Raw genomic sequence first — 26,115 nt, 5'->3', positions numbered from 1 at the left:
GTGGATTCCGTTCATCGTTCGACGAGCGCTTGCGACTCGAGGACGGGCCAGGCGGTCTGCCCGGTCGTGGACATGTCCGGCTCAGCCCCGGAGGCGACTTCGGCGCCGCCGGTGTCGGTCACGACCCACGTCACCTGCCAGGTGACCGTCGCGGACACCGGCAGCTCCTCCGAACTGGGCCGGGTGTAGGTGTGAGAGCAGTCCGAGGCCGCCTCAGGGTCGGTGCCCCGTTCCCATTCGGTCCCGCGACCGTCGCACTCGACCGTGGAGCCGTCGCCCATGTCCCAGGAGACTGCGACCGGAGTCGCTGTGGCGGTCGCGGTCAGGCCGCCGGCAGCGGCCTGGGCGGTGCGCACGGACCAGGTGGTCGCGCTGACCCACAGCCAGGTGGGCAGCTGCACCAGCTGCACGGTCTCGGGGCTGGCCTCGATTCCGGGCTGCAGCAGGACGAGGCGGTCAACCGCTCGCTGGGCGAGCAGTTCGGGAGAGAGTTGCATCTGGCCGTCGGCGCCGAGCTCGACCCATTCGGCCGACTGGATGCTGGAGCCCGTCTCCGTCGTGCAGGTCTCGATGACCAACACCGAGCGGTCATTCGGGCGCGGGCCGGCTTGCGGATGAGCATCGGCGTCCGGGAGCATCGAGGACGTGCAGTCGGTGAGGGCGTCGGTCTCGGTACCCGAGCCGCCCCCCGCGGGCGGCTCGGCACCGTCTCCTGTTCCCGGATCGGTCCCGCTACCGCCGCCCTCACCTCCGGGGATCTCGACCTCGACCTCGCACCAGTCGTCGGCATCTGAACACGACGGATTCAAGTCCGCCGAGGCCGGATGAGCGGCGATGGCGACGAAGGCCAGAGCGGTCGCCGTGGAGGTCAGGATCGCTAGTCGTCGGGTACGCATGATCCGACCTCCTGGATTGCCATCACCGTGACAACCCACATGCCTTCGAGCAGTTCGACTCGGGCCTGGACCTCTTGGGGTCCATAGGACTCGCCAGCCACGGTGTTGCCGTTCTGGTCGATCGTTTCCATGTCGCTGGAGTCCGCGCAGTCGAGCACGACTATCTGGCTGGCGTCGTCAGTCACGACGGAGTCCTTGACCGAAGGGCTGCGGCTGATCGTGCCGGTCATGCGGGTCCCGTTGTCGAAGGCTTCGGATTCGATCGAGACCGCATACTCCAGTGCCTGATCGGCGCTGATGGCATCGAACTCGCTGTAGTCGCCATCCGGCGCAGCGGCCGAGGCGGTGAGCGTGTCCCAGTAACGGGCGTACGCGGCGATGGCCGCGTCCTCAGGGTCCTCGATCTGCTCGGGAATGAGGGCGGGGGATGCGGAGGTGCTCGGGGAGGCGGCGTCTTCGGATGTTTCTGCTGGTCCAGCGTCTCCTGCGGTAGTGCAGGCCGAGAATGCAAACAGTGCGCTGGCGAGTGCGAACACGAAAGAAAGTCCGCTTGCTGCGGTGTGGTGCGTACCATAGTGACTCACGCAATCGATGGTTCCACAACACGGAAAGTAAGCGCAGTCCTGAGAGTCGGATAGCTGACACTTTGATTCGGGGAGGACCCGGAAACCGGGACTTCGCCGCCCGACGCCCGCACCTTGGGCGGTCTGTCATCCGCGTCCGGAACCGCCGCACCAGGAGGTGTCTGGTCATGGAAACACGCGCCGATCCCAATCGGAGGAAGCACCAGGTGCAGGCTTCCGAGCGCACCCTGGCGATCCTCCGGGCGGTCCTCGACCATCCCGGCAACACCGTCAAGCAGCTCCGCCCGCATATCGCCGGGGACCGGCCCTCCGATCAGAGCCTTCGCGACCATCTCGAGCTGCTCGTCGCCGGCGGCTGGGTCCGCCGCACCTTCCTGAACCAGATCGTCGTGGGCCCGACCCTCGTCGCCGGAGCCAAGGCCATTAGCGACTTCCAAATGCTTCTCGCCCGCCTGCGACAGGCGTCGGTAGACGGCATGACGACCCAGGAACTGGCCGCCGAAACCGGCCTGACGCCCCGTGCGGTCAGCGCTGCCATGACCATCGGCATCGAATTTGACTGCATCACTCCGGTAGGGGACGACCGGTTCCGGCTTAACGCCGATGGCCTGCTCCTGCCGCCGTGCACCGTCAGCGAAGAAGACCTTGTAACGGTGTTGAAAGACTTCTCCAGCGTCTCCGGACATGACGCGGCCTTGGTCCGCCTATCCCAAGCCGACGGCCTGATCCTTTCGCACCTGCAACCTGCGCCTGACGGCACCTCGCTGCTAGTCGATATCGGAGCCGACGCTGCTCACGCCACCGCCAGCGGTCAGGCTGCGCTCAGTTGGGTTGACGACGCGCAACGCCACAGGTACCTCCAGACCCACGGCATGAGGGCCTTCACCAAGCGGACGCCGACAACCATCGAGGCCCTTGCCCCGCAACTGATTCGAGAACCAGGCCGGATCTATACGGCCGAGGGACAATACTGTGCAGAGGGAGCCTGTCTGGCAGTCCTCGTCCGCAACGGCCCCCGCACTGACGACCGGATCGTCCTCACCACCTCAGTGCGCCTCGACCAGCTTGAACGGGCCCGCGATCGACTCAAGAGCGACCTACGAGACGCGGCTGTCGCGCTAAGCAACCTCATCGACGGGCCACTCCCACCAGTTTCAACCTGAGATACAGACAAGGCGTGCACTCCGAGGAGTCGGAAGACGCCTCGAAGCTGCGGGACGGCTTGCTGGACGGATGTGGCAGTAGCCAGCGGTCAACTCATTCCTGAGTCGGTGCCTCGGGCGCAACATCTTCCCTCAAGAGGTCATCGAGTTCGAGCAGCACCGGAACCAGCTCGTTCGGGGACTCGACCCTTTCGGGATCGACGGACACGACGGCCCCGTCCGGGTATCCCTCCGGTGCCGGAGTCGCGGTGATGCCTGCGGGCCATTGCTCGATGCGGCGGATGTCGGGCACCAGCATGATCGGGCCAAGTCGACCCGCCACCTCGCGTCGGGCCTTTCTGAGGGCCCGTTGGACCATTCGCACCGTGATCCGTGCTTCGTCGGCCTCGACTGCCGCCGCAGCGGTGGTCAGCAGTTCAGTAAGCGGTTCTGCGGCGCCGGCGGGGAACGGTGCCGGGCTCGGTTCGAATGAATAGCTGGTGTGGAACTTGAAGGTATCGTCGCCTCCGACGTGCCAGGTGCAGTCAGCGACGCCTTCGCCGGAGTCGGGGTGGTATGCCTGGACCGACCCGGACATGCCGAGCTCGGGCCATGGCTGTGGCGGCACGCTCTCATCATGGGCGACGCCCTGCTCGATGAGCGCGGCGACAGCGGAGACCTCTCGCCATTGCGACGCGTCGGCAAATCGGTTCCGCCATTCGGGTCGGAATCCGTACTGCTCGTGGAGGAAGTCGGAGACGATCTCGAGCTGCCCGATCAGTCGGGCGGCTTCGCCTTCAAGGCCTTTCTCGGCCTGCCGGGTGGAGCTTGTGACTAGCGCCCAGCTCATGACTGTTCCTCCGGGTAGGGCTTGTGGAATGCCTCGATCTTGCCACGCAGGTAGACGTCGCGGTCGAGGTAGTCGTTGAGTGCGTCGGCGAACTCCTCGTCAGCACACCACCATTCAACAGGTCGGCCTCCGGCGGCTCGCACCTGGCGTTCGGCCTGTTGCCGCGTGTGTTCGAGGCCGCCACGTTCGCGGAAGAACCACTTGAAGGTGCCGTCCGGCTGTACGAACTGGCCGTAGTTCCCTTTCGCATCGATCAAGTACTCGACCTTGCCGGTGCCGGTGTCCTCGATCCGCTGGGCGTCGAACCAGACCGCTTTGCCGGTGGGGCCGATGACCTGGTACTCCAAGTCGCCTGCGGGGCCGCCATTCGCGGTTTTGACCCATTCTTCGTATTCAGCGTTGAAAGGGTTGCCGAAGCTTCGCTTCGGCGGGGTCGCCCAAGTGCCGGCAGGAGTGAACGTGGGGGCAGTCGGCGCGGCGGGCGGTGCGCCGGAGCCAGTGGCCGGGACGGTGGCGGTGCGGGGACTGGTGCCGCCGCCCTGTAAACCGCTCTGCTTGAGCCCCTCGACTTCCTGCCGGAGCTCCTCCAGCTTCGTCTTGAGTGCGGCCGCGGCCGCGGCGGCTTCGCTCTCGAGGCGCTCGGCGATGCTGTGGGTCTGCGCGGTCTTCGTTTCCAGGCCGAGGCCGGCGAGCTGTCCGGCGAGCCCTTCGCCGGTGTCTTTCGCGGCGTGGATCGCGGTGAGGGCGGTTTCGACGCTGTCCGCGGCGGTGCCGACGGCGGCGCTGAACTCGTCAATCGACATGGGGGTGGCCTCTCAGACGTGGAACCGATGTAGCGTATTCGATCCATGTCTGAGAAGTGCTCTCGGTCTTTATTGGGGCTGTCGACGGTTCGATGTGGGCACCCGCAGAATGTGTCTACTCGATACTCTCGGCCTCGGCGAGCTTGAAGGAGTTCCCCAGCGTTAGAGAACTCGCTGGCTCCAGCGAATCGGGGCGAAACCCTGGTCGGCGAGGAAGGTTTTCCGCAACAGGGGCGCTGGCGGATCCGGCAGCAAGAGCGTTGCACGTTTCCGCGAGGCTAGCCGCGACGAGTGCGCCTGCTCGATCGGTCTCTTCTGTCGTAACGGGCCTTGCCGTTGCACACGGCACAGTCCCTCCACGCTCGCTTGCGCCGCAGGCACAGCAGTGCCAGAAGGAGGGGCTCGTAGTCCCGGCCGGTGCCTCCGCAGGTCTTGCAGCCGAGGTAGGGCCAGGTGCGACGCGAATACCCGACGGTCATGCCCCACACGACGACTGCGAGCGCGAGTGTCGAGACCACGATGCCGCCCGTGGCCCCCAGCAGGGTCGTCACGATCGAGAAGGCGGTCACGGCAACGCTGAGCGGAATGCAGACCAGCAGGACCTTCCGGTGCGTCCTTGGACGGGAGGTTCTATCTCGGCCTTTCCGCCGGGATACCGCTCGTGCCTTCGGTGAAGGCTTCGAGACAGTAGCGACGGGAGCTGCGCCGTGTTTCGGCTTGCCGGTGCCGCTTCCCTCCACTGGCTTTGGTTCTTGGGGGATCTCCGGGGCCGACTCGTCGAACTCTTGCAGCTGGGCGGATCCGTTAATGGAGAAAACGGGCGATGGGTCAGTGGATTCCTTTGGCTCCGACTCAGCATCTTGCTCGTCGGGCTGCAATAGGCGGATTTCGGTTCGGCGGGGCTGCGTCCGCAGTCGCAGGCTCAAGATGTGAGTCCTCTCTCGGCGAAGGGTTTCCGGCAGCGGTGGACCACTCACCGGATATGGATGTGACGGGTGGTCAGCGGTGAACTGCGTCGGCTTCGCCGCTGACAAGGCGCTCGAGCGCGGCCGCGGCGATGAATCGAGCGATTTCGGGGTTCTGGCGGCAAAGCTCGTCGAGAACTCCGGCGATGACCGCGAAGCGCGGAACCGGTTCGGACGGGAGCATTTGATCGGACCGGAGCTTCTCAATCGTTGCGTCCAACCGCTACTGCAGTCTGTGGAAGTCGTCCGTGACGGGTGCATCGGGTTCAGGAAGATCCATAGGTCCTCGTTTCCATCGAGTTGAGTTGAGGTGGTGTGTCGCGCGGAGCTAGACGCGGTGTGCGAAGGATTTCGCAAGGTGGAACTCGCGCCACGGCATCCATGACGCGGCTGGGCAGGTTGGCGGGCAGTTGGAGATCGAGAGCGTGAACCTATCGACCGGCACGGTGGCGTCGAATGTCATGAGCGATCGGCAGACGCGCTCCATCCCATCCGGTTCGACTCGATGAGCTACGGTCACGTGCGGGTGGAAGGGGAACTGCTGCGGCAGCGGAACTGGACCTGAGCGGATCCCCGCTGCGAGCGCCGCAAGATCCTTGCCGCCGTCGATAACCGGTACGAAGGCCACCGGGGAAATCGGCAGGAACGAAGACACCCCATGCAGGGCGATGGTGAAAGCGGCCATCGAGTCAGCCACTATCGCGAGGTGCTCCGCCAACGTCTCCAACTGATCGGAAGCGAGCGTAGTTGGGGCGAGCAGGGTCAGGTGCGGAGGCACGGTGGCGGCTAGCGGGTCGCCGGAGTCCTTGCGAGCCTGTTGGAGCGCACCGGACCAGGACTCGGGGATCGCGATGATCGCACCGACCGTGATCTCCGAGACCTCTGTGTGGAAGCAACGGTGCTCCATGATGCGGTTATCCGCCGCGCTCTGGCTTACCCTCGTCCTTCGCTCCATTTTGGAACACCGCCATCCTGTGGAGGGAACTGCGACCAGCGCAGCTCGACCGGCAACGGCCCGCCGGGTCGCGTGTCGATTAGTACTTGTTCGAGGCGGCCGCGCAGGACGCGCAGGATGTCGGTCGCTTGCTTGAGCGGCGCGAGCGCCTGGCGCATCACAGGTTCTGCTTGCAGCAGCCGCCATGCGGCCGCATCGGCATCACGGGCATAGACGCGGCTCGCGTCGCACCGCTGGTTGTGGCAGGCGTACACAGGCCCCTGATTCAGCCACGGCCACGGCACCATCACCACCGCGCAGTCCCGGCACGTTGCCAGGCCCGGAAGCAGCAGTCGTGTGCCGAACGCGGCCTCGACTTGAGCTGCCGCCCGGAGCGCCAGACGGACATCGCGGTTGGCCCTCGCGGGCAGCGGCGGCACCAGGATTTTGGATATGATCTGCTGCATCGAGACTCCGTTCTCGAAGCCGCAACCTCGCCGGGTGCCATCCGGGACCGTGGTTGCGGTGCCTAATGAGCGTTCGGTTGATTCCTTTCGCCAGGGGTTTCGCGTTCCGGTCCACATCTACGCCGACTCCGTCCAGGACGCGAGTGCGCTGAACTCCGTCTTTCACAGGGGGAGTGGGGGCCCCGTGGAGCGCTGCTAGTTCTCGATCGGATGGGAGCATCCATCGCCATTGCATCCGTGTCGGAGTGCGTCGGCAAGTCGATCCTTCGAAAGCCGACATTCCATTGACAGTGCTCACAAGAGAAACCGAAGAGGATACGATGGTCGACTTGAACTTCACCCATGGCAAGGCGCTACGAGTAAGCGTCGGGTCCGGAGCGACTACGGTAAACCTGACGCCTGGTACCGGAGCTCACCGATTGGCTGTCACGGTGACCGTCGCCTCGGTTGGGCTGGCGGAGGGACTACCGATTCAGCTCGGCGGCGAGGTGTACACCAACTTTCCCAACGGAGCGACCAGTTGGCTCGGGCCCTTGCATCTCAAGCTGGTGACGACACGTCAATTCGACTGCACGGAGCAGTTGTCGTGCGGCCTGAGCGATAACCAGCTTTGGTCCATCGAGACACTGCGAGATGGCAGGGACTTGCAGCTCCAGCTTCATCTGAGTGCCGTACTCCTCTACCCGGTACGCGATCTGCATCCGGTCGTTGAGGCGCAGGAGGTGGCTTTCGTACCGGCAGAATCATGGGCGCGACAGCTTGAGAGCCTGGGCGCGGCCGTCGCGATGGAAGTCCTCGTTCCGCTCCCGCTCGACGGCAGCGAGCTGCGAAGAGCGGTCGGCCGTATCCGGGAGGCCAAGGGCCACATCACGGACGGCAAGTTCGAGGAAGCGGTCATCAAGGCGCGGGCCGCACTCGAATACGTGCGGGAAGTAGTGGCGCCCGAAGCACAGAACGCTGTTGCGAGACAACGGACGCAAGCGCAACGCTGGCGTGTCCTGATCGATGATCTCTACAGCTTGGCGAGCGGCGCAAGCCATGACGACGAGGTGACGAGCGACTTTGCCTGGAGTCGGGACGATGCAATCATGATCGTGGGAACCGTGGCGGGGTTGTTGGGGAGGCTGCCGTAAGCGTGTCTGATCTTAGAGATCGGCGACGTTCGGCTCGACGTGCCTTCGCTACCTTCGGCTGCCCCGATCTGAACACGTTCTGCCGCCTGTCGGTGGTGGCGGGGACAATCGACAGATGGTGGACACGGTGGAACACGCAGAGCTACGGGCGCTGATCCGCCCCATCGTCCTTGGTCTCAAGGATTACTACAGGCACAAAGATCTTCCCGAAGCGTGTCAACGGCTCGGCCTGCCCACGCCAGCTCAGGATGGCACGAAGGCCGAGCGGCTCGAAGCCAGTCTTGACGCACTTCCCGATGCCGGCTTGGGTTCGGTCATTGTTGGCCTCCTGGGTCAGGAGATTCTGTCGGCGTCCCAACGCCGAGCGCTCGAAGACATCTTGCGGGCGCAGCAGGGAACGGTAGAGGTTCCCCAGCGAGTACGGCGCGAGATCGCCCGAGCGTTGGACTTGGACGACCTGACGCAGCACTCCGGTCGGTTTATGGACGTTCTCACCTGGTTCTGGCTTCCCGACGAGGACTTCTTCAGCCTGCTCGCCGTGCAGACCTTGCCGGGTCTGCGAGCCGATGTCGAGCGGCATGTGCTGCGTAACCCGGGCGACTGGTCCGCTGAGGATCTATTCGAGCAGCTCGGTGCTTTCGCCGCTCCGCACCCCCGATTCGTCCGATTCATGGAAGCGCTGGTCTCAGCGGATCTGGTCCCTGACGAGCTGATCCAGCGCCGCCTGGTCGCCGCCATCGACCCCTGTCTGCGGGCCGCCGGCGTGGAAGTACGCGAGACTGGCATCTCCGAGGGCTACCCGGTCTTCGCTCTCGTGCCTTCAGGTCTGCCGCGAAGTCGACGGCCCAAGAACTTGATCTTCGCGTCCAAGGAGAAACCCGACCTGCGGTTTCGCAATGCCGTTGACAACGACATCGAGGTCGTCGGCAACCAGGACCATGTCTTGGTCTACGACAGGCCGATCGGATCCGGTGGCGTCCGGTGGCGGGACCTGCAGGACTGGTGGCAACAGACCCGAGATGTCACCGATGCCGAGGAAGCTAAGCGGGGCCTCTACCAGAGGCTGTGCGAGAGTCTGCCCGACAACTCACCGGGCCAGCACAACCTCTTTGTCCTCTACCACCGGATTTTCGGTGCCGCTGTTCCCGAGCTCCCGGCACTGTTGCCCGAGGTGTGGCTGCACTGGGATCCCAAGACCGTAAAACAGCGCGGACGCGAGGCCCTGCTCCGCTTCCGGATGGACTTCCTTCTGTTGCTGCCGCATGGTCAGCGCGTGGTTCTGGAGGTCGACGGCTCACAGCACTTCACCGACAAGGCCAAGTATGCGGCTGACATGCGGGCCGATCGAGAACTCAAACTCAGCGGATACGAGGTCTTCCGTTTCGGCCACGAAGAACTCAAGCGGGAGTCGCGGGCTGAGAAAGTCCTGCAGGAGTTCTTCATGGAGCTGTTCGGCCGCTTCGATGTCACCCCATACGGCCAATGATTACGGACTGGCCGGATCGCAGCTGCTCATGACCGGTCGTCGGCGCTTCCGGAGTACGGGTCTTGCCGACGTCGGTGGGCAATGCTTGGCCCGCCGGCAGCATTCGTATACAAACGCAATGCCGACCAGGATCGACTGCTCGATGAGGTTGTTGGCGAATATAGGCGGCCGAGGGAATCGACAATCGCGGGTGTAGAACTTCAGCCTTCTGCGCCGCCTGCGAGTGAACCTGTGATCGCGAGGAGCCGTGCGATGGCGGCGTGGAGGAAGCACTCGAAGTTGCCGTACACCGTTGTCTGGACGCCTTCGAACCACACGGGCTCACCCGTGCGAGGGCGGCCGGGACGGATGACGACTGCGGTGCCTCCCTCACGCGCCCATGCAACCAGGTACACGTCGTCGGCCTCGAGTGCCGCGTCGGCAAGGTCTCTCGTAGCTGTCAGGTCGACCGCCATGCTCGCCATGCGGAGCCGGTCGCTGAGTTCAGGTAGGCCGAAGAAGCCGACAGGCCAGAACGGGGGCCATCCGTTCACGTGCAGGAGGAAGCGGCGGTGGCCTGCGTCGAGACGGCAGTCGGTGGGTTGCTCGAACGCGGCGATCGCTACTGCTGCCGCTCACGGCCGGGGCCCTCCGCCCAAAAACTGGATTCAAGTCGTCCGGTGATTGGACTGGTTGCGCGGCATGGGATATTGGGCTACTTGACGACGGGGTTCGACAAGGCGATGTGGCTCGACCCCGGGACACTGCTGCCACCGCGCCGACTTAGAAGTGGCCTTCCCGCGATAGCCGGAAGTGCCTGCGGGCCATGCAGCGTGACATGCTACGGACGACTATCATTGGTTCATGCCCGCTAGCAAAAACTCGCTTCATGTGCGCCGACCTCGAGGGATTAGCCCATGGCTCTTGGCGCTCCTATTAACTCCTGTCACAGTGATACTTGGTGCATGGCTGATGTACCAGTTCCAAATTCACTACGTCACTGATCTGGACGGTCAAGGAACAACGGAACGCGATGTCACGATAACCACGCTCCGTGCAGAGGTTATCCGGAATGCACTGCTTGTGGGGGCTGGAGTTGGTGCTCTTGCCACTCTGATAATCGGAATACGACGCCAGCAGCACTCTGAATTCCATGCGACCCAAGAACGGATTACGGAACTTCGAATCAAGGCTGTGGAGCAACTTGGATCTACCAATCCGGTGGTTCGGATTGGTGGACTGCACAACCTTGAGCGTCTCGGGGAGCAGCATAAGGAGCTCCGTCAGATCATCCTCGATGAGATTTGTGCGTATCTCCGACTGCCGGCTCCAAATTTTAGTGAGCTTTCAGAGAGATTTTCAAACGAGGACTCAACCCACCTATTTGAACCAATGGGACCTTTGCCTACGCCTATAACTGACGAAATAAAGCAGGAGTTCTTTGTTCGAATGACAGCCAATGAAATCTTGCAGCGCCATGTGCGATGGAAAGGAAATCAAGGAAATTATTGGAGACATGAACGTCTCAATTTGACTGGCGCATACCTGGCGGACAATGATTTCACTGGAGCGAAACTAACGAATAGCAACTTCCATTACGCTACATTCGAGATAGGGGCCTCCTTTAAAGATGCAATATTTGAGACTGAGCCGAAGTTCAATTTTGCGCACTTCAAAGGTCCTGTGGACTTTACTGAAGCAACATTTATGACTAATGCCGATTTCTACCACATTAAAGCCAGCCATGAAGTCAACTTCTCAAAGGCCAGGGGCCCTGCCAGATTGTATATATACATGATGGAAAACGTTGGAAATATTGTTCTTGAGGATGCTGATTTCAGCGAGGTCGGTCTATCAAATATGAAGTACAAGGGTGCTGGCAGTTTCAAGAACTTGAAGGTGCAGCAGAAATTTTGGATAAGGAACTTGTCATTCGATGACGGTGTCAATCTTGAAGGAATTGACGTTACTCGATTCAAGTTTGATGATGATATCCGATTCAAGATAGAGCCTAGCAAAATACCTGCAAATCTTCGCGTTGGGGTAGATGCGCAAAACACTGGCTGGGGTAGGCTGGTAAATCCTGAAGGAGAACTTTAAGCATGCGATTTAACCCGCGCGTCAGATGGTTAGGAATCAACTTGATTCGCACGGAAGTCGTCGCGCAGCTTCATCCAGAGCTTGCCCAGCATGTTTTGGCCTGATCCGTCTGCGCCTTCGCCCCAGAAGTAGTCGGTCGGCGAATCCTCAACAATGTCCTCGCGGCCGCTGTCCTTCAAGGCTTCCCGGGCTTCTGCGTGTTGCTCAAGCTTGGCGCGCAGGATCTCCTCAAGAACGCCTACTTTCTTACGGCCCCAGTCAGGGTCCTTCGCGGCGCGATAGGTCTCGTTAGCCAGTGTTTTGGCCTGGAGTGGACTACGGGCCCTGCGAATTGTCTCCTGGCCGACGGGATCTGTGCATTTCGTGGCCTGGTAGGCGTGCTCCGAGGTTGGGTAAAGCTTCCCTCGGTACTCGATGGAATGCGCCGAGAAGTTGTTGAATACGTAGTACTTCGGTGTATAGAAATTTATCGCCATCAGGTTGCCAATCTATTCGAAGAGAATGTGAGCGTCAGAGCGTTCCAACGGAGAAATTCTCTGTCGGTTCTACTATTCATTCAATTCGTCAACGGCAGTGAGCAGGCCACTCACAGCTGGCGAGTCACATTCAGCCGCGATCACTCTTGCAAGGGCTACGGCATCGATGAGCATTCGAGATGAGCCGGAACCACGCGCAATTTGAAGCGCAGAGGCGACCCGGGCAGCAGCAGCGTCATACTGTCCGACTCCTGCATACGCCCTAGCTAGCAACACTTGCGCCTGGCCGCGGTCCCGGTGGTAAACGTCTGGAACCTGAGCCACTGCGTGTTCGAATATCGGGACCGCCAGCTCTGGTCGCCCCAATGTAAGCCAGCATTTTGCTCGTTGAACTTCGATGTAGGTTGGCGTGCAAAAATCTCCGTGACCGGTACGGCCATCCCTCTTAGTGTCAGGGGAAGCTGCGAATTCGTGAGCGTCGTCGAGCCGCTTATGGCATTCGCGTTCGTTTCCTTCCAGCGCATACCCTTGGGCTTCCTGCTGTTGGATGGCAGCGCGCGCAGGGTCCGCAAGCCGCTCTTCATTCCTCTGGGCCGCCTTGGACAGGCTGATCGTCTGGGCAGCGTTCCTCCGCGTCGTGGCCTGCTGGCTCCTGCGGAACATCGCCCAGGAGACCATGGCTTGGTCTCCCGCCTCAGTAGCCCATTCCAGTGCTTGTCGTGTCCAATTCTCAGCTCTCCGCATATTGGCGGTATCTTCATGAAGCCAAGCTGCGGATTCGGCATACCGTGAGCCGAGCTTCAGGACTTCCTGCCGCTGCACACCTTGGGCATACTCCAAAAGCGAATCTAGAATCGACAGTTGCTGATGAACTGATTCTAGAGCATGGCGAGGGCCGAAAAGATTGTCAGTTCTGACCAAGGTGTGCCACAGGTCTGCCAGGTGCTCGATTGCAGCGTCCAACTGGGAGCCCTGCAATCTGTGGGGTGGTCGAAGACTCCCAATCTTCAGCTGATTGCGCGAGGGCTGATCCCATGCGTCCCTAGGTACGGTGTGGCTTGTGGAGGCTGCGGCTCCTCCTGCAATGTCACCACCGGTCAAGTCGAGCCTGATTGCGGTCTTGGTGGGTTCGCTCCACGACTGTCGTTGTTCCTCAAGTCGTTGACGGGCCGCGGTGGCCTCGGATCGTTTTTGATCCTGGACCGCCTCGAATACCTGGCGGTATGCGGCGAGAAGGCTACCCTCGGCGTCGAGAGCGTCGTCGCATTCGGACCAAAAATTTTCGTCGGGGAACTGCCTTCCAGTCTCTGTGTTGGCGACCGTGGACCGCGAGGTGCGAACTCGGCCTTCGACGATGAGCTGCTGTTGTGTCCAGCCTTTCGCATCCCGGAGGTCGGCCAGCATGAGGCCGAGGTCGGCCTTCATGCGGGCGATGTCTCTGGGTTCCAAGACGATCCTCCAGGGGTCCGGTCCTGTGGGTAACGACTATGGGGCCGCTGTCAATGGTTTGTCAATCATCGCTGCCAGTGCTTGCCGACATCTCGTCCGACAGGTGGAATCGAGTCAGCGGGTCGTGGCGGTCGTCACTGTCGGTGGTCGCAACTGTATCGCGCTCCGCTCCGAGCACGCCAACACCTGCCAGGAGGGCTCATGAAGAGGTCCCTGATCGTCGACACCCACGCGTCAAGCTGCTACTTCCGAACCTCGATCGCGGGCGAGGGCCGCAAGGCGCTGGTACAGATCACCGAGCGCTGCAATCTCCATTGCGGACATTGCTTTGTGTCATCTGGTGACTGGGGCGATCACATGCCCCTCGAACTGATCGTCGACAGGGTGATACCGCGCCTGAAGGCAGCCGGAGTTCAACGCCTGACGCTCACCGGCGGGGAACCCTTCGTCCACCCGAACATCATGGCGATCTGCCGGGCCGTCAGGTCGGCCGGTTTGCCACTGGGCATCTGCACGAACGCGACCTCGACCTCTGATGACCAGATCGCCGAGCTCGTCGGGCTCGGCGACGTGCACGTCAACGTCTCGTTCGACGGGTTCCGGCCCGAGTCCCACGGCAAGTTCCGCGGCGATCGCTCCAGCTTCGCGACCACCGTGGAGACGACGCGGAAGTTCGCCGAAGCGGGTCTGCTGCAGGGGCTACTGTCCACGCCGAACGCGCTGTCGGAGCCCGAGGAGTTCGCCGATCTGTGTGCCTTCGCCAGCGACATCGGCGCGCAGTACGTGCTGATGAACCCGCTCTCGCCGTTCGGACGCGGGATCGCATCGCAAGGGCGCCTGGCGGCGGACGAGGACAAGATGCGAGCGATCGCAGCGGTCACGGCGCGCTTCGACCGCCCTGACATGCAGACGGTCCGCATCCGCTTCCCCAACGAGGACAAGCCGCTCGGTGGCTGCGACGCCGGCAAGATCATCTACGTCTTCACTCGCGGGCAGGTCGCGGTCTGCCCCTACCTCGTGTTCGCCGCCCGCAACCCGGTCTCGCGCTACCTCGATCAGGAGTTCATGGTCGGCAACATTCTCGAGGCGGACGTCGCTGGCGCTCTCGACGATTATCGCTTTCACCGCCGGTTCCGGGTCGGGGCCAATGCGACGTGTCGTTCCTGCGCGATGGACGCTGTCTGCGGGAAGGGCTGCCCGGCGGCGGTGGTCGCCCGCGGCGAGCGCATCGGCGAAGTCGACAGCGAGCAGTGCTCTATCGTCTCCTCTCCGAAGCGTTCGATTCCTCTGGCGGTGAAGCGATGAGCGGGCGGTTCCTCGTTGTGGAGGGGCCCAACGGGGTCGGGAAGACCACGGTGTGTGCTCACTTGGCCGCGGCGCTGCGCCGCAACGACCCTCGCGTCCATGCCACGACCGAGCCGAGCCAGTCCCCGCTGGGCAGGCTCCTGCGCGCCGCCGAAGCCACGGTCACCGGCAGGGCGCTCGGCCTGGCGATCGCCGCCGACCGCGCCCACCATGTCGAAGAGGAGATCATCCCGCACTTGAACGCCGGTTTCACTGTCGTGTGCGACCGCTACGTGCCCTCTTCGCTGGTCCTGCAACGCCTCGACGGACTTGCCGTCGATGAGATTTGGGCGTACAACGAGTACACGATCCCGCCCACCCTGACGGTCTACCTCGAGGACGATGCCGAGGTCATCGCCGAACGCCTCGATCAGCGGCGGGCGCGCTCGCGGTTGGAGAGCGTGGGCGGGCCGGCCGAGGAACTCGACCTGTACCGTCAGGCCCGCGAGTTCCTCGACCAGGAGGGCTGGCGCCAAGCCGTCATCGACTGCCGTGGCCGCACGCCGGCCGAGGTCGCCTCCGCGGTTCTCTCCGAGTTCAACGCCCCGGAAGTTGCATGTTCTCCCTGACGACGGTCAATATCGGTGCCGCTGCCCCTGACCGTGCGGCACGGATCGGCGACTGGCTTGCCGCAGCCGACGATGACGTGGTGGTCTTGACCGAGACCAGCGCCGGCAAGGGCACCGCGACGCTCATGGACCGCTACGCACGCGCCGGGTGGAACTGCACCGAACTCACCGACATGGGCGGCGACCGGGGTGCGGCAGTCGCCGCTCGGCTGGCTCCCGGCCGCGTTGTCGCGCAGGGCATGCCAGTGACGCTCGCACACCGACTCGCCACGCTACCGCTGTCGACCAACCCGGAGGCGATCGTCCTGGGTGTGTACGTGCCCAGCCGCGATCGCAGCCAGTTGAAAGTCGAGCGGAAGCGGGCCTTTCTGTCCGAGCTGCTCACCGCGATCGAGAAGTGTGATCCGTCGATGCGCGAGCGGCTGATCCTGGCCGGGGATTTCAACATCGTCGCCGCCGGCAGTCCGCAGGCGCGGACCATGCTGCCGTTCGAGCTCGAAGTCCTGCCGCGCCTGGCCGACGCCGGCCTGGTCGACCTCGCTGCGGCAGCGGGCTTCGCCGAGGAAGCCACCTGGGTCGGGCGTACCGGGGACCGTACCGATACGACTATGTCTGCGCCGGTGCCGCGTTGGCGGAGCGTGTCGTAGGTGTGGAGTTCCTGCACGAGACCCGTTCGCTCGGACTGACCGACCACAGCGCGTTTCGGGTCCGGTTCGAAGGCGATGCCGAGCGGATCGCCGTCGCCGTTCCTACTGCGGAACCGACGCTGTTCTAACGCCCAACGCCCAACGCCCAACGCCTCACGCACCAGCGTGTCGTAGGTGTCGGTGACCCGTACGCCCTCGATACCGAGTGCCCGAACCTGCTCGGCGAGTTGCTGCTGCACCCGAGCGGGGTCGTCTTCGGTGAGTAGTTCCAGTTCAAGGAAGGTTCCGGCGTGCTCGACCTCATCGAGGCACAGCGACACTTCGCCCCACGACCCGCTCCGACGTGTCTTGACGATGCGAACCGTCGGCGCGAATCCCATCGCGACCACGGCGGCGTGCATCGCGGCACGGTCGGCGACGGTCGTCTCATGTTCGAGGCAGTCCATCTCATTCGACTGCGGCGTCTTCACGGTGAACACGTGCCGGTCGTCCTCGGTGCGGAGGCGAGCGAACGGCACACCGGTCTTGTCCATCCCGTAGGACCAGGTGCTGGGCGCGTACGCCTGGTCGTCCTGGAAGACGGGAGATGACCATGCCACGCCTTCGGTCTTGAATCTGGCCATCACCTCCGCTGCATCGGCGATACGGAACTTGACCTCTACTTCGCGGCGCACCCTCACTCCTTGCCTCGCTCGGACCGGTGACCGGGAGCCGAGCCTACCGGGGCCTCGGCCGGAACCGGCGCAGCACACGGTTGTCAATGGATTGTCGGTTCCCTGATCAGCGCCTTGCCGACACCAACCGACACCAGTGAAATGGGAATCACACAGCGCGAGAACACGGTTCCAAGGAGGTGCAGGACCCGATGACGACACCGACACCGCCCGGCACCCCGCTCGGCACGATCTCCGGGTACGGGTACGAGTTCGCCGCCACGGGCGAGCCCGACTCGATGGTGCTCACCAGGATGAGCACGCACGGCCAGACCCATGCGACCGGCCAGCTGACCTGGGACGCGGCCCAAGATGCCTTCGCTGCCGAATGGAATCCCGAAGCCTTCCCGCGGATCGAGCCGGACTCGCTGCTCGCAATGCACCTGCTGCGCAGCGTCCGTCAACTCCGAGCGGCAGTTGCCCATGGGGAACCACTGCCTGGCAGTTCCGCCGTCCGGCTGGCGCAGCCACTCCCTAGCGAACGGGTTCACAGCATCCTCGACAAGGGAGCGAACCAATGAACGGCACCAAGAGCGCCGAGGCATGGGCGTGCATCGATGCGAACTCCGAACAGGGCCCGTCAATAGTCGACGGCTTCTCCAACTTCAAAAGGCAGCTTCCTCCGGAGGACGCCTCTGTCGCCGAAGGCGGCCGCGTCTACCGGGCTGTCGACATCCGTGATTATCAGACTGACGCCGACGATCTTGCAGAGCGGGTGGGTGCTCCGCGAATCGGATTGGTGTCTTGCTGTCTCTGCCAGGCTCAGTTGAAGGTCCCCTGTATGGGCTATGGGGATTTGGTGCGCCGGGCAGAGGCGGCCGGCTGGCGCTATCGGCCCGCTCGCTGCGATCGCGCACGAGTCTGGTGCCCGCGGTGTCAGCACGACGCCGGGAGTGCAGCGTGATGGATACCTGGCAGCGCAGCCTCCAACCGGCCGGGCCGACCGCGCACGCTAACACTGAGCGGTCGGCCCCCTCCCATGACCAGTTCCCCCAAAGTCTCGACGGCATCACACCGGCTCGCGAGCGGCGGCGCCCGGACCTGCTCGCCGCCGCGGAGATCGGGCGCATCCTCTCCGGCGGCGAGTGGCTCAGCGTCCACTACCACAACGCCCGGGCGATGTGGTTGTGCCGCAACAGCGACTTCCGCTCCACGGTCGGCATCATCCGCTGGGATTTCGGCAAGAGCCCGCAGCTGCTGCTCGACCCGAATGATGCCCGCTTCGACCATCCGGACTCCAGCGAAGTGCTCGCCATGGTCGGCCAAGCGATGGCGGTGTGGTGGTGCGTCGTAGACCAGCAGGTCCTCGACCCTAGGTTGAAAGTGGCGATCCACCCGGTTTTCGCCCCGTTCGTCGTCTATCGGGGCAGTGGTGATCACCCGCATATGGACGTCCCCAGGCAAAGGACCGGGTTCCCTTCACCACCGGGAACCCAGCAAGTACAGGCACACCGTGAATGAGGAGGAACAGGTGACCCGAGAAACCACACAGACCGACGAGGAGCAGACCGCCGCGCGTCTTCGCCTCGAACTGGCCGAGGCGATCGTGAAGAACCGCGCCGACATCGGCAAGTCAGTCGACGAGGCGATCCTGGCTGCCGTGCGCACGGTGCCGCGGCATCTGTTCACGCCTGGCGTGAGCCTGGAGGAGGCGTACGCCGACGCGGTGCCGATCATGAAGCGCGACGGCGACGGGGTGGCGATCAGCTCGGTCTCGGCCCCGTGGCTTCAGGCGACCATGCTCCAGCAGGCCCAAATCACGTCAGGCATGACCGTGCTCGAGATCGGCAGCGGCGGCTACAACGCGGCGCTCATCGCCGAGCTCGTCGGCCCGAAAGGCAGGGTCGTGAGCCTCGACATCGACCCGGAGGTGTGCGAGCGGGCAGAGCAAGGCCTAGCCGGCGCCGGCTACGACGATGTGGTCTCTGTCGTCTGCGCCGACGGTGAATTCGGCGCCGAGCAGTTCGCGCCGTTCGACCGCATCCTCGTCACCGTCAGCGCCCCCGACATCCCGCCTGCATGGACCGATCAACTCGCCGAAGACGGCCGCCTCGTCGTTCCGCTGCGCGTACACGGCCTGGAACGCTCCTTCGTGTTCCAGCCCGAGGGCGATCACCTCGTCTGCACTGAGTTCGAGTTGGCCGGGTTCGTGCCGATGCAGGGTGCCGCCGAAAACCGCCAGCGCCTGGTCGGCCTGCACGACGATGACATTGTGCTCCGCGTCGACGACCGCCAGCCGGTCGAAGCCGAGCCGCTGCGGCTCGCACTGGAAGGGCCGCAACACGAGTCGTGGTCGGGGATCCTGGTCGGCGGGATGGAACCGTGGGACGACCTGGACATGTGGCTCGCGACCGTCTCACCCACCTACGGCTACCTCACTGCCACCGACCAGGGCATGGCCACCGGGCTCGTGACGCTCACGCTGCGCTGGGGCATGTCCGCGGTCTGGGACCATGACTCGCTCGCCTACCTGACGCTTCGTCCGGTCACCGAGGACCGCACCGAGTTCGAATTCGGCGCCTACGCCCACGGGCCCAACGCGACTGAACTCGCCAGCCAGATGGTCGCGCACATCCGCAGCTGGGACCGCGACCAGCGCCGCGGCACCGGCCCGCACTTCGAAGTCCACCCCAAGGACGCCCTCGACGGCGACCTCCCGCGCGGCCTGGTCGTCGAGAAACGCCACAGCCGCGTCACCGTCTCCTGGCCCAAGGCTCCCGGTCTTACCAGCCAGGCGAACTGATCCGCAAACCGAGAATCACAAGGAGTGATTGACATGGACACTCAGCAGCTCGACAAGGTGGACGAGGACGCCTTCGAACTGGACATCCAGTTCGTCGAGTCGGGCCCCGACCTCGGGAAGATCCTCTACGACACCAGCGACGGCTGCGGGTCCACCTGCGCCAGCGCCTGCACCAGCTGCAGCTAGGCCCCCTTCGCCGGTACTGGTTCCCAGACCAGTACCGGCCACATCCTGCTCCCGGACAAGTGCATTGATCCGTAGCCGAGAAGAACAAGGAGCGACATGGACACTCAGCAGCTCGACAAGGTGGACGAGGACGCCTTCGAACTGGACATCCAGTTCGTCGAGTCGGGCCCCGACCTCGGGAAGATCCTCTACGACAGCAGTGGCGGCTGCGGCGCGACCTGCCAAAGCTCTTGCGCCAGCTGCTCCTAGAGCCCCCCTTTAGCCGGTACCGGTCCCCAGGCCGGTACCGGCCCCCTGCCCCAGCACCCCGTCCAAGGAGAACCCGGCATGTTCCGAGCCGTCGAAGCAGGACTGGTCCGTCTGAGCGCCCACACGCCAATCGCATCACAGCCCCGCCTCCCCGACGCCGAACGCACCGGTCCCGAAGCCGCCGCCGCGCAACGCGAATGGATCCGGACGGTCTGGGGCCACGGCCACCTGGCTACCGCGATCGAGGCCGCCGCGCCCGCGCTGGCAGGCCGCATCGAGGCGATCTGCGCGGACAAGGTCACCGAACCCCAACAGATCCGCCGGGCCGCGCTGGCCCTGCTGCGCTATCGGCTTCGCAGCGAATCCCGCGCCACCCCGTTCGGGCTCTTCGCCGGCATCGCACCGGTCCATTTTGCTCCGCAGCCGATCGCGAACATCGGTGCCGCGCACTGGGCGATCGTCCGGCCCGACGCGAGGCTGCTCCACCAGATCATCACCGAGCTCGAACACGACCTGCTTCCCGACCTGGCGGTCATGGCCAACAACCTCGCCGCAGTCCAAGGAGAACGGCTGGTGCTGCTCTCGCAAGCCGACAGCGACGAGCCCGGCCCTGGGGTGGTCTCACTTCGATGGACCCGAGCGGTTGAGACGGCCATGCGGTGGGCCGAGGACCCGATCCGCTTCGCCGACCTCGCCGTCAAGCTCACCGCCGAGTTCCCGCGAACCTTGCAGGACGCGATCACCGCGATGCTCCGGTCCATGGTCGCCCAAGGGGCACTTATCACCGCGCTCAGGACGCCGATGGCCGAAGCGGACCCGCTCGAACTCTTCCTGGACGAGTTGGATGCGGCCGACCTGGCGAGCCCACACCCTTTGGTAGAAGCGACAAGGACGGCGCACCGGCTCCTTTCCTCCATACAGGACCTCACGGGTCGCGGCCCGGCTCAGCTACCGCTGCGAGAGGCCGCCGAAGTCCTCGGCGCCGAATCCCACCGGCCCGCGTTCGCCATCGACCTTCGCATCGACGCCCAGCTCGGTTTGCCGCCCTCCGTGGTGGCAGAAGCGGAGCACGCCGCCACTGAACTGCAGCGGCTGACCCGCTTCCCCGAGGGCTTCCCGTCCTGGACGGCATACCACCACCAGTTCCTCGAACGCTACGGCCTCGGCCAGGTCGTGCGCGTGCGCGAGCTGACCGATCCGGTTGCCGGGCTCGGGTTCCCCTCGGGGTTCCGCGACTCCCTGTTCGCCAAGTCCGAGCCGTGGGCGACCGATCGCGACCGGGCGCTCCTGCAGCTCGCGCACGAGGCGGTCGCCCAAGGGCGCATGGAGATCGACCTCGACGCCGCCGACACCGAGCGCATCGCAGTCGCTTCACCCACCGCGCCGCCGCACGTCGGCATCGCCTTCCATCTGCGCGCCGCCGACCTCGACGCGCTCGCCACCAGCCGCTTCACACTCGTCGTCGAGGGCGCCGGACGCGCGGTCGGTACGACCGAGGACAGGTTTCTCCACCTGCTCGACCAGGCCGATCGCGACCGGATAGCGGCGCTCTGGGGCCAGCTCCCGACTGCCGCGGTCGGGGCCTCGCATGTGCAGCTTTCGGGCCCGCCGCTGTGGGCCTCGACGGCGAACGTCGGCCGCGTCCCGCAGGCGCTCCCCGACCTCCTCGCCCTCGGCGAATACCCGACTGAGCAGCGCGGCGCACTCCGCCTCGACGACCTGGCGGTCACGGCCGACGCCGAACGGCTCTACCTGGTCAACCTGGCCGACGGCGGCATCGTCGAGCCGATGGTCCCCAACGCGATCGAACCGGCGATCCGGCTGCACCCGATGCAGCGATTCCTCGCCGAACTCCCGCGCGCCACGTCGTCGGTCTACGCGATGTTCGACTGGGGCGGCGCCGCGGCCCTGCCGGTGCTCCCACGGGTACGCTCCGGCCGCAGCATCCTGACCGCCGCCCGGTGGAAGATCACCGCTCGGCAGCTCCCCGCCAAAGACCGCCCCTGGAGCGAATGGACGGCAGCATGGCGACAGCTGCAACGCGACCTCCAGATCCCCAGCACCTTGTACCTCGGCGACAGCGACATCCGCGTCCGCATCGACACCGCCGACGACGCCCACCTGGCCCTACTGCGCCACGAACTCGACCGGCACCAGACGGTGATCCTGCGCGAAGCCCCGACCGAGGCGGAACTCGGCTGGATCAGCGGCCGAGCCCACGAGATCACCCTGCCGCTCGCCGCGACCGCACCGCCGAAACCACGGCCCCGCCACCTCGAAGGGCCGCTGCAACCGGCCACTGTGGCGGATGAGCAGCTCCCCGGTGCGGGATCGTGGCTCTACGCCAAGGTCTACAGCCACCCCGGGCGCTTCAACGACCTGCTCGACGGACACCTGGACGCACTGCACGGGACCTGGCCCGAGACGCCCGAATGGTGGTTCATCCGCTACAAGGACCCCCTTCCGCACCTGCGCTTGCGATACCGGCTGACCGAAGCCACCGGGTACGGCTCCGCCGTTGAGCGGCTCGGTGCCTGGGCCGCGGACCTGCGCCGACGGGGCCTCATCAGCCGCCTCCAGCTCGACACCTATGTGCCCGAGACCGGCCGGTACGGCCACGGCGGGGCTATGCAAGCGGCCGAAGAGGTCTTCGCCGCCGATACGGCCGCCGCGCTCGCCCAGATCCGCCACGCCGCCAAAGCACCAGTGATCACCCAGGCGCTGTGCGCGGCGAGTCTCATCGACCTGGTCATCGCCTTCACCGGCTCAGTCGATGCGGGCATGAACTGGCTCTTCGACCACGTCGACCGATCCGGCCCCCCGCTGGACCGCGACGCCGTCGCCACCCTCGCCAGCCTCCTGGACACCGAAGCCGGCGACCCCACCCGCCTCACCGCATCGGCATCGGCCAGCGGCGTTCTCGACGCCTGGCAGCACCGGAGCCGAGCGGTCGCCACCTACCGGCTCGAACTCCTCATCAACGGTCGCGGCGACCTGGATGCGGTGTTGTCATCCCTGCTGCACCTGCACTACATCAGGGCGATCGACATCGACCCCGAGTCCGAGCGGGCTTGCCTCAGGCTCGCTCGCGCCGCCGCCCTCGCCTGGCGATCCCGTAACCGAAGGAGCCGAACCCGATGAACACCAGCACCGCCACGACCAGCACCGCAGCGGCCGACCGCATCGCCGCCGAGTTGGCCGACCCGGGAACCGTGCCGCTCCGGGAGGGCGTGGCCGCGCAGTCGCTCGGCGCCGGACGCCTCGGCGTCGCGCTGCTCCACTTCGAACGCGTCCGCACCGGCCACGGCGACCCCGGCACGGCCCGGGCCTGGCTGCGCGCCACCGCCTATCCCCGAACCAACTGCGCCACCGCCACCAATCTCTTCAACGGCGCCCCCGCCATCAGCTTCGTCCTGCACACCACCGACACCCAGGACTCCTACGGTGAGCTTCGGGACCGCCTCCACGAACGAGTCAAGATCATCATCACCGTACGGCTCGCCCTGGCCCGCGAGCGGATCCGGCAGCAACTGCCAACCGGATTCGCCGAATACAGCCAGCTTTCGGGCCTGTCGGGCCTGGGCACCTACCTCCTGGCCACCGAACCCGGAAGCGAGCTCACCGGCGAAGTCCTCGCCTACCTGGTCGACCTGACCAAACCGATCCGCGCCGGCGATACCTGGCTGCCCGGATGGTGGTCCGCCCACGACCCCTTCCTCAAACAATCCAGCGACTTCCCCGGCGGCCACGTCAACCTCGGTGCCGCACACGGCATCGCCGGACCGCTCGTCGTCCTCGCCACCGCCCACAACGCTGGCGTCAGCGTCCCTGGCCAGCGGGACGCGATCGAGCGGATCTGGTCCTTCTACGACACCTGGCAGCACGAACACGGCTGGTGGCCCCAGTGGCTCACCCAAAGTGAACTCGAGCGCGGCTGCAGCACCCAGCCCGGCCCCGGGCGGCCGAGCTGGTGCTACGGCACCCCGGGAATCGCCCGAGCCCTGCAACTGGCGGCCATCGCCCTCGACGACCCGGTCCGCCAACGCCGGGCCGAAGACGCCCTCCTGCGCTGCCTCGCCGACACCGACCAGCAATCCAGGCTGGTCGAAGGCGGCCTGTGCCACGGGACTACCGGGCTCTACCGGATCATCCAGCGCGCTGCCGAAGACGCCCAAGACGACCGGCTCGCCGCGGCGCTCCCCGAACTCGAAGCACGCCTGCGCTCCAGCGCCGTCCCCGAGAACGGATTCCTCGACGGCGAAGCTGGCCTCGCACTGACCCTGCACGGCCTCGGCCCGCGCATCACCGACGACGCCACCTGGGATGCCGCCCTGGGTCTGGCCGCACCGAAAGTACTGCGTTGATGAGGATCCTCTGCCCGCCGACCCCGTGGCTTCAGACCAGCATCCAGCTGGCCGAGCCCGACCGCGCCGAGCACGTCCTCACGGAGGTCCTGTGGCCCCAGATTCGGTCGGCGATGGAAGACGGCGTCCTCGACGGCTGGTTCTTCATCCGCAAGAGCCCGGAGTGGCGACTGCGATACCTGCCCGGCGGTGACGTGACGCCTCTCCGGGCGCGCACGCTCTTCATCGACATCCTCACCAGCAGACAGGCCAAGCCGTATATCGCCGAGTTCACCCATCAGATCTACGAACCCGAGACCTACGCCTTCGGTGGCGCCTCCGCGATGGCCGTTGCTCACCGGTCTTTCCACCGCGACTCAATTTTCGTCGCCGAGTACCTCACGCATTGCGGGCGCGACCCAGAAACCGACAAGCGGCGCGAACTCTCGCTGCTGCTGTGCACGGCCATGACGCGCGCGGCCGGCCTGGAATGGTACGAGCAGGGCGACATCTGGGCCCGCCTCGCAGCCATCCGCGGAGCCGACCCCCACCCGCAATCCAACCCGGATGCAGCGGCCGAGAACGCCCGACACCTCATGACAGCGGACATCGATGCGACCATCGCCCGGATGGGCGCCGGCACCGCCACAGCCGCTGCTGATGCGCTCAGCGAGTACCGGGCCGCGGGGACGGCACTGCGGCAACTCGCAGACGAGGGGCGACTTGAACGCGGCCTCCGCGAAGTCCTCGGCCACCACCTCCTGTTCTGCTGGAACCGGATCGGACTGCGAGTGGCAGGCCAACGGGACCTCGCCCGCGCCGCCCGCGACGCCGTCTTCACCAGCCCCCGAACCGAATCCGCCAGCCGAGGAACCGACTCCGAAGGGAACGAATCCGATGCATGAGCTGCGAGCGCTCGCGATCTGGTTCCCGCTCGTGCCCAGGGCCAGACCGAGCTGTCAGCCACTCGACCGGCGCGTCGAAGCCGTCACCGCCATGGCTCACCAGGCAAGAACCCCGACCGAGACGGCAGCAGCGCTCAACCTGACCGCGCTCATCGCCAGCGACGTCGGCGCCGGTGACCTCGCGGCCGATCTTTGCTGGAGGCAACTCCGCACCTTCGCCGACCACGCACCGCTCAACGAAACGCACGCTGGCCTCGCGATGGAGCCGGTCATCAACCTTGCCCGGCTCGCCATCCGCGCCGGCGACGGCGACCGCGCCCACAAGATTCTTGACCAAACCCTGGCTGCCGCCGCTGACGGCAGCGCCGCAAGCATCGACGGCTACCCGATCGACTTCACGGCGCTGACCGACTCCACCGGAAGCCGACGTGCCGCGCACGAGCGGTTGTGGACCGCGTTCCTCTCCGACGGCACCCGAGCGCTCACCCGCGCCGGCCGTTGGGACGAAGCGCTACTCGCCAGCGAACGCCGAGGCGGCATCGGCGACCGGCTCCTCGACGGACGCCAGACCGCGATCATCGCCCGACTCATGGCCGGAGACCTCGACGGCGCGAAAGCCATGATCGCCGACACCACGGCCATCGACCCGTGGGAGAAGGTCCTCGCCGCCTACCTCGAAGCTTGTCTCGCCGCCGCGACCGGCTGCGCGGACACGGCGACCTGCGCCTCACTAGCCGACATGGTGCGGCAGCTGGATTTGCCACCTGAACAGCAGCTCTTCCAGATCCGCTTGGGCCTGAGCGTCCTAGAGCTCACTCATCTCCACGCCGGTAACACACCCGAGCTGACGGCGGCCCTCGCTACGATCGCCGCCCGGAACGGGGACGCCTACGCTGCCCGCGATCTGCTCAGCGACCCCGTCTTCCAGACCCTGGCAGACGAGCGGACCACCTTGAGCCTCACCACGGCACTGGAGCTGGCTGGCCTCGCCCCGCTCCAGGACCCGACACTGCAGCACCAGCACCTCCAAGTCGTCGCCGATGTCGGACTCACCCGCCTGCAGCACCTCCTCGGCAGGGTCCCGGAGGGAGCCTGAGCACCGTGGGGATGCGATGCGTCCCCCACATCAAGGACGTCAACACAACATCAGAC

Annotated in this window: 30 protein-coding genes and 1 pseudogene; 19 read left to right on the top strand and 12 right to left on the bottom strand. The window is 65.1% G+C overall.

Features of this window, described 5'->3' with window-relative positions; genetic code table 11:
- Positions 1-11 precede the first annotated feature (11 nt).
- The gene (locus O1R50_RS09025; protein WP_270109644.1) at positions 12-896 is read right to left on the bottom strand and encodes a hypothetical protein; all 885 of its coding nucleotides are present in this window, start codon (positions 894-896) and stop codon (positions 12-14) included.
- Positions 878-1,480, bottom strand: a complete 603-nt coding sequence (locus tag O1R50_RS09020; RefSeq protein WP_270109643.1) for a hypothetical protein — start codon at positions 1,478-1,480, stop codon at positions 878-880. The genes O1R50_RS09025 and O1R50_RS09020 overlap by 19 nt, the downstream gene beginning before the upstream one ends.
- A 167-nt stretch (positions 1,481-1,647) precedes the next feature.
- On the opposite strand from O1R50_RS09020, the gene O1R50_RS09015 reads away from it, so the two are divergent.
- Positions 1,648-2,643 (top strand): IclR family transcriptional regulator domain-containing protein, encoded by a 996-nt coding sequence (locus O1R50_RS09015; RefSeq protein ID WP_270109642.1) that lies wholly within the window; start codon positions 1,648-1,650, stop codon positions 2,641-2,643.
- A gap of 94 nt (positions 2,644-2,737) precedes the next feature.
- On the opposite strand, the gene O1R50_RS09010 is transcribed toward O1R50_RS09015, so the two are convergent.
- Entirely contained in the window at positions 2,738-3,220 is a 483-nt protein-coding gene (locus O1R50_RS09010; protein ID WP_270109641.1) for a hypothetical protein, read from the bottom strand.
- A 39-nt stretch (positions 3,221-3,259) separates the two neighbouring features.
- Between O1R50_RS09010 and O1R50_RS09005 the strand changes: the two genes are divergently transcribed.
- Positions 3,260-3,460, top strand: coding sequence for a hypothetical protein (locus tag O1R50_RS09005; RefSeq protein WP_270109640.1), 201 nt, complete (start codon positions 3,260-3,262; stop codon positions 3,458-3,460).
- An 8-nt stretch (positions 3,461-3,468) separates the two neighbouring features.
- Here the strand turns inward: O1R50_RS09005 and O1R50_RS09000 are convergent, their stop codons facing one another.
- The 5 genes from O1R50_RS09000 to O1R50_RS08980 all read right to left on the bottom strand — a co-directional run bounded on the left by O1R50_RS09000 (position 3,469) and on the right by O1R50_RS08980 (position 6,641).
- Complete coding sequence (locus O1R50_RS09000; protein ID WP_270109639.1) at positions 3,469-4,275, bottom strand: Tox-REase-5 domain-containing protein; 807 nt, start codon at positions 4,273-4,275, stop codon at positions 3,469-3,471.
- 278 nt (positions 4,276-4,553) lie between these two features.
- Positions 4,554-4,844, bottom strand: coding sequence for a hypothetical protein (locus O1R50_RS08995; RefSeq protein ID WP_270109638.1), 291 nt, complete (start codon positions 4,842-4,844; stop codon positions 4,554-4,556).
- A gap of 430 nt (positions 4,845-5,274) precedes the next feature.
- The gene (locus O1R50_RS08990) at positions 5,275-5,460 is read right to left on the bottom strand and encodes a hypothetical protein (protein WP_270109637.1); all 186 of its coding nucleotides are present in this window, start codon (positions 5,458-5,460) and stop codon (positions 5,275-5,277) included.
- A gap of 108 nt (positions 5,461-5,568) precedes the next feature.
- Positions 5,569-6,147 carry a 2'-5' RNA ligase family protein gene (locus tag O1R50_RS08985; protein WP_270109636.1) on the bottom strand — a complete coding sequence of 193 codons (579 nt, stop codon included), beginning with the start codon at positions 6,145-6,147 and terminating at the stop codon, positions 5,569-5,571.
- Positions 6,148-6,173: 26 nt separating this feature from the next.
- Positions 6,174-6,641: a hypothetical protein gene (locus tag O1R50_RS08980; RefSeq protein ID WP_270109635.1), complete on the bottom strand. Its 468-nt coding sequence runs from the start codon at positions 6,639-6,641 to the stop codon at positions 6,174-6,176.
- A 431-nt stretch (positions 6,642-7,072) separates the two neighbouring features.
- On the opposite strand from O1R50_RS08980, the gene O1R50_RS08975 reads away from it, so the two are divergent.
- Both O1R50_RS08975 and O1R50_RS08970 read left to right on the top strand, forming a co-directional pair.
- On the top strand, positions 7,073-7,774 hold the full coding sequence (locus O1R50_RS08975) for a hypothetical protein (protein WP_270109634.1): 702 nt from the start codon (positions 7,073-7,075) through the stop codon (positions 7,772-7,774).
- Positions 7,775-7,889: 115 nt separating this feature from the next.
- Positions 7,890-9,260: an AbiJ-related protein gene (locus tag O1R50_RS08970; protein ID WP_270109633.1), complete on the top strand. Its 1,371-nt coding sequence runs from the start codon at positions 7,890-7,892 to the stop codon at positions 9,258-9,260.
- Between the two features lie 200 nt (positions 9,261-9,460).
- On the opposite strand, the gene O1R50_RS08965 is transcribed toward O1R50_RS08970, so the two are convergent.
- The gene (locus O1R50_RS08965; RefSeq protein ID WP_270109632.1) at positions 9,461-9,793 is read right to left on the bottom strand and encodes a hypothetical protein; all 333 of its coding nucleotides are present in this window, start codon (positions 9,791-9,793) and stop codon (positions 9,461-9,463) included.
- 418 nt (positions 9,794-10,211) lie between these two features.
- Here O1R50_RS08965 and O1R50_RS08960 point away from each other — a divergent pair, with 418 nt between their 5' ends.
- Positions 10,212-11,339, top strand: a complete 1,128-nt coding sequence (locus O1R50_RS08960; RefSeq protein WP_270109629.1) for a pentapeptide repeat-containing protein — start codon at positions 10,212-10,214, stop codon at positions 11,337-11,339.
- Positions 11,340-11,368: 29 nt separating this feature from the next.
- Here O1R50_RS08960 and O1R50_RS08955 read toward each other — a convergent pair whose 3' ends face one another.
- Together O1R50_RS08955 and O1R50_RS08950 are read right to left on the bottom strand one after the other, a co-directional pair.
- A complete protein-coding gene (locus tag O1R50_RS08955) occupies positions 11,369-11,815 on the bottom strand; it encodes an NADAR family protein (protein ID WP_270109628.1) in 447 nt (148 codons plus the stop codon).
- Between the two features lie 72 nt (positions 11,816-11,887).
- Positions 11,888-13,264, bottom strand: a complete 1,377-nt coding sequence (locus tag O1R50_RS08950; protein ID WP_270109627.1) for a helix-turn-helix domain-containing protein — start codon at positions 13,262-13,264, stop codon at positions 11,888-11,890.
- 201 nt (positions 13,265-13,465) lie between these two features.
- Between O1R50_RS08950 and O1R50_RS08945 the strand changes: the two genes are divergently transcribed.
- From O1R50_RS08945 to O1R50_RS08930, 4 genes are read left to right on the top strand one after another with little or no spacing between them, the layout of a single operon-like run.
- A complete protein-coding gene (locus O1R50_RS08945) occupies positions 13,466-14,569 on the top strand; it encodes a radical SAM protein (protein WP_270109625.1) in 1,104 nt (367 codons plus the stop codon).
- Positions 14,566-15,177, top strand: a complete 612-nt coding sequence (gene tmk / locus O1R50_RS08940; RefSeq protein WP_270109624.1) for a dTMP kinase — start codon at positions 14,566-14,568, stop codon at positions 15,175-15,177. The genes O1R50_RS08945 and tmk overlap by 4 nt, the downstream gene beginning before the upstream one ends.
- The gene (locus tag O1R50_RS08935; protein ID WP_270109623.1) at positions 15,165-15,824 is read left to right on the top strand and encodes an endonuclease/exonuclease/phosphatase family protein; all 660 of its coding nucleotides are present in this window, start codon (positions 15,165-15,167) and stop codon (positions 15,822-15,824) included. Before tmk ends, O1R50_RS08935 begins: the two co-directional genes overlap by 13 nt.
- Before the next feature lie 2 nt (positions 15,825-15,826).
- Complete coding sequence (locus O1R50_RS08930; RefSeq protein WP_270109622.1) at positions 15,827-15,952, top strand: hypothetical protein; 126 nt, start codon at positions 15,827-15,829, stop codon at positions 15,950-15,952.
- 72 nt (positions 15,953-16,024) lie between these two features.
- Here the strand turns inward: O1R50_RS08930 and O1R50_RS26310 are convergent.
- Positions 16,025-16,498 (bottom strand): annotated as a pseudogene (locus O1R50_RS26310) (class IV adenylate cyclase); the annotation flags it as partial.
- A gap of 191 nt (positions 16,499-16,689) precedes the next feature.
- Between O1R50_RS26310 and O1R50_RS08925 the strand changes: the two are divergent.
- The 10 genes from O1R50_RS08925 (at position 16,690) to O1R50_RS08880 (ending at position 26,059) form a co-directional block, all read left to right on the top strand.
- Entirely contained in the window at positions 16,690-17,058 is a 369-nt protein-coding gene (locus O1R50_RS08925; protein WP_270109620.1) for a hypothetical protein, read from the top strand.
- Positions 17,055-17,441, top strand: a complete 387-nt coding sequence (locus tag O1R50_RS08920) for a hypothetical protein (RefSeq protein ID WP_270109619.1) — start codon at positions 17,055-17,057, stop codon at positions 17,439-17,441. The genes O1R50_RS08925 and O1R50_RS08920 overlap by 4 nt, the downstream gene beginning before the upstream one ends.
- Complete coding sequence (locus O1R50_RS08915; protein ID WP_270109618.1) at positions 17,438-17,998, top strand: hypothetical protein; 561 nt, start codon at positions 17,438-17,440, stop codon at positions 17,996-17,998. The genes O1R50_RS08920 and O1R50_RS08915 overlap by 4 nt, the downstream gene beginning before the upstream one ends.
- Positions 17,999-18,008: 10 nt before the next feature.
- Complete coding sequence (gene fxlM, locus O1R50_RS08910) at positions 18,009-19,280, top strand: methyltransferase, FxLD system (RefSeq protein ID WP_270109617.1); 1,272 nt, start codon at positions 18,009-18,011, stop codon at positions 19,278-19,280.
- A gap of 33 nt (positions 19,281-19,313) precedes the next feature.
- On the top strand, positions 19,314-19,466 hold the full coding sequence (locus tag O1R50_RS08905; RefSeq protein WP_270109615.1) for an FxLD family lanthipeptide: 153 nt from the start codon (positions 19,314-19,316) through the stop codon (positions 19,464-19,466).
- Positions 19,467-19,562: 96 nt separating this feature from the next.
- Entirely contained in the window at positions 19,563-19,715 is a 153-nt protein-coding gene (locus O1R50_RS08900; protein WP_270109614.1) for an FxLD family lanthipeptide, read from the top strand.
- 78 nt (positions 19,716-19,793) lie between these two features.
- Complete coding sequence (locus O1R50_RS08895) at positions 19,794-22,856, top strand: lantibiotic dehydratase (protein WP_270109613.1); 3,063 nt, start codon at positions 19,794-19,796, stop codon at positions 22,854-22,856.
- Positions 22,853-24,079, top strand: coding sequence for a lanthionine synthetase C family protein (locus O1R50_RS08890; RefSeq protein WP_270109612.1), 1,227 nt, complete (start codon positions 22,853-22,855; stop codon positions 24,077-24,079). The genes O1R50_RS08895 and O1R50_RS08890 overlap by 4 nt, the downstream gene beginning before the upstream one ends.
- A complete protein-coding gene (locus tag O1R50_RS08885) occupies positions 24,079-24,963 on the top strand; it encodes a thiopeptide-type bacteriocin biosynthesis protein (RefSeq protein ID WP_270109611.1) in 885 nt (294 codons plus the stop codon). The genes O1R50_RS08890 and O1R50_RS08885 overlap by 1 nt, the downstream gene beginning before the upstream one ends.
- Positions 24,956-26,059 (top strand): hypothetical protein, encoded by a 1,104-nt coding sequence (locus O1R50_RS08880; RefSeq protein WP_270109610.1) that lies wholly within the window; start codon positions 24,956-24,958, stop codon positions 26,057-26,059. Before O1R50_RS08885 ends, O1R50_RS08880 begins: the two co-directional genes overlap by 8 nt.
- Positions 26,060-26,115: the final 56 nt, after the last annotated feature.

It is taken from the genome of Glycomyces luteolus, assembly GCF_027622875.1.
GTDB classification, from domain to species: domain Bacteria; phylum Actinomycetota; class Actinomycetes; order Mycobacteriales; family Micromonosporaceae; genus Glycomyces; species Glycomyces luteolus.
The sequence above is the reverse complement of the archived record's forward strand: the minus strand, read 5'-3'. Positions and strand labels throughout refer to the sequence as shown.

What these genes read in the sequence shown, in the direction of transcription:
- O1R50_RS08925 (WP_270109620.1), top strand. Translation starts at nt 16,690, where the DNA reads ATGACGACACCGACACCGCCCGGCACCCCGCTCGGCACGATCTCCGGG.
- O1R50_RS08895 (WP_270109613.1), top strand. Translation starts at nt 19,794, where the DNA reads ATGTTCCGAGCCGTCGAAGCAGGACTGGTCCGTCTGAGCGCCCACACG.
- O1R50_RS09010 (WP_270109641.1), bottom strand. Translation starts at nt 3,220, where the DNA reads ATGTCCGGGTCGGTCCAGGCATACCACCCCGACTCCGGCGAAGGCGTC.
- O1R50_RS08905 (WP_270109615.1), top strand. Translation starts at nt 19,314, where the DNA reads ATGGACACTCAGCAGCTCGACAAGGTGGACGAGGACGCCTTCGAACTG.
- tmk (WP_270109624.1), top strand. Translation starts at nt 14,566, where the DNA reads ATGAGCGGGCGGTTCCTCGTTGTGGAGGGGCCCAACGGGGTCGGGAAG.
- O1R50_RS09000 (WP_270109639.1), bottom strand. Translation starts at nt 4,275, where the DNA reads ATGTCGATTGACGAGTTCAGCGCCGCCGTCGGCACCGCCGCGGACAGC.
- O1R50_RS08960 (WP_270109629.1), top strand. Translation starts at nt 10,212, where the DNA reads ATGTACCAGTTCCAAATTCACTACGTCACTGATCTGGACGGTCAAGGA.
- O1R50_RS08980 (WP_270109635.1), bottom strand. Translation starts at nt 6,641, where the DNA reads ATGCAGCAGATCATATCCAAAATCCTGGTGCCGCCGCTGCCCGCGAGG.
- O1R50_RS09005 (WP_270109640.1), top strand. Translation starts at nt 3,260, where the DNA reads ATGGGCGACGCCCTGCTCGATGAGCGCGGCGACAGCGGAGACCTCTCG.
- O1R50_RS08945 (WP_270109625.1), top strand. Translation starts at nt 13,466, where the DNA reads ATGAAGAGGTCCCTGATCGTCGACACCCACGCGTCAAGCTGCTACTTC.
- O1R50_RS08935 (WP_270109623.1), top strand. Translation starts at nt 15,165, where the DNA reads ATGTTCTCCCTGACGACGGTCAATATCGGTGCCGCTGCCCCTGACCGT.
- O1R50_RS08900 (WP_270109614.1), top strand. Translation starts at nt 19,563, where the DNA reads ATGGACACTCAGCAGCTCGACAAGGTGGACGAGGACGCCTTCGAACTG.
- O1R50_RS09025 (WP_270109644.1), bottom strand. Translation starts at nt 896, where the DNA reads ATGCGTACCCGACGACTAGCGATCCTGACCTCCACGGCGACCGCTCTG.
- O1R50_RS08920 (WP_270109619.1), top strand. Translation starts at nt 17,055, where the DNA reads ATGAACGGCACCAAGAGCGCCGAGGCATGGGCGTGCATCGATGCGAAC.
- O1R50_RS08970 (WP_270109633.1), top strand. Translation starts at nt 7,890, where the DNA reads ATGGTGGACACGGTGGAACACGCAGAGCTACGGGCGCTGATCCGCCCC.
- O1R50_RS09015 (WP_270109642.1), top strand. Translation starts at nt 1,648, where the DNA reads ATGGAAACACGCGCCGATCCCAATCGGAGGAAGCACCAGGTGCAGGCT.
- O1R50_RS08890 (WP_270109612.1), top strand. Translation starts at nt 22,853, where the DNA reads ATGAACACCAGCACCGCCACGACCAGCACCGCAGCGGCCGACCGCATC.
- O1R50_RS08885 (WP_270109611.1), top strand. Translation starts at nt 24,079, where the DNA reads ATGAGGATCCTCTGCCCGCCGACCCCGTGGCTTCAGACCAGCATCCAG.
- O1R50_RS08955 (WP_270109628.1), bottom strand. Translation starts at nt 11,815, where the DNA reads ATGGCGATAAATTTCTATACACCGAAGTACTACGTATTCAACAACTTC.
- O1R50_RS08985 (WP_270109636.1), bottom strand. Translation starts at nt 6,147, where the DNA reads ATGGAGCACCGTTGCTTCCACACAGAGGTCTCGGAGATCACGGTCGGT.
- O1R50_RS08880 (WP_270109610.1), top strand. Translation starts at nt 24,956, where the DNA reads ATGCATGAGCTGCGAGCGCTCGCGATCTGGTTCCCGCTCGTGCCCAGG.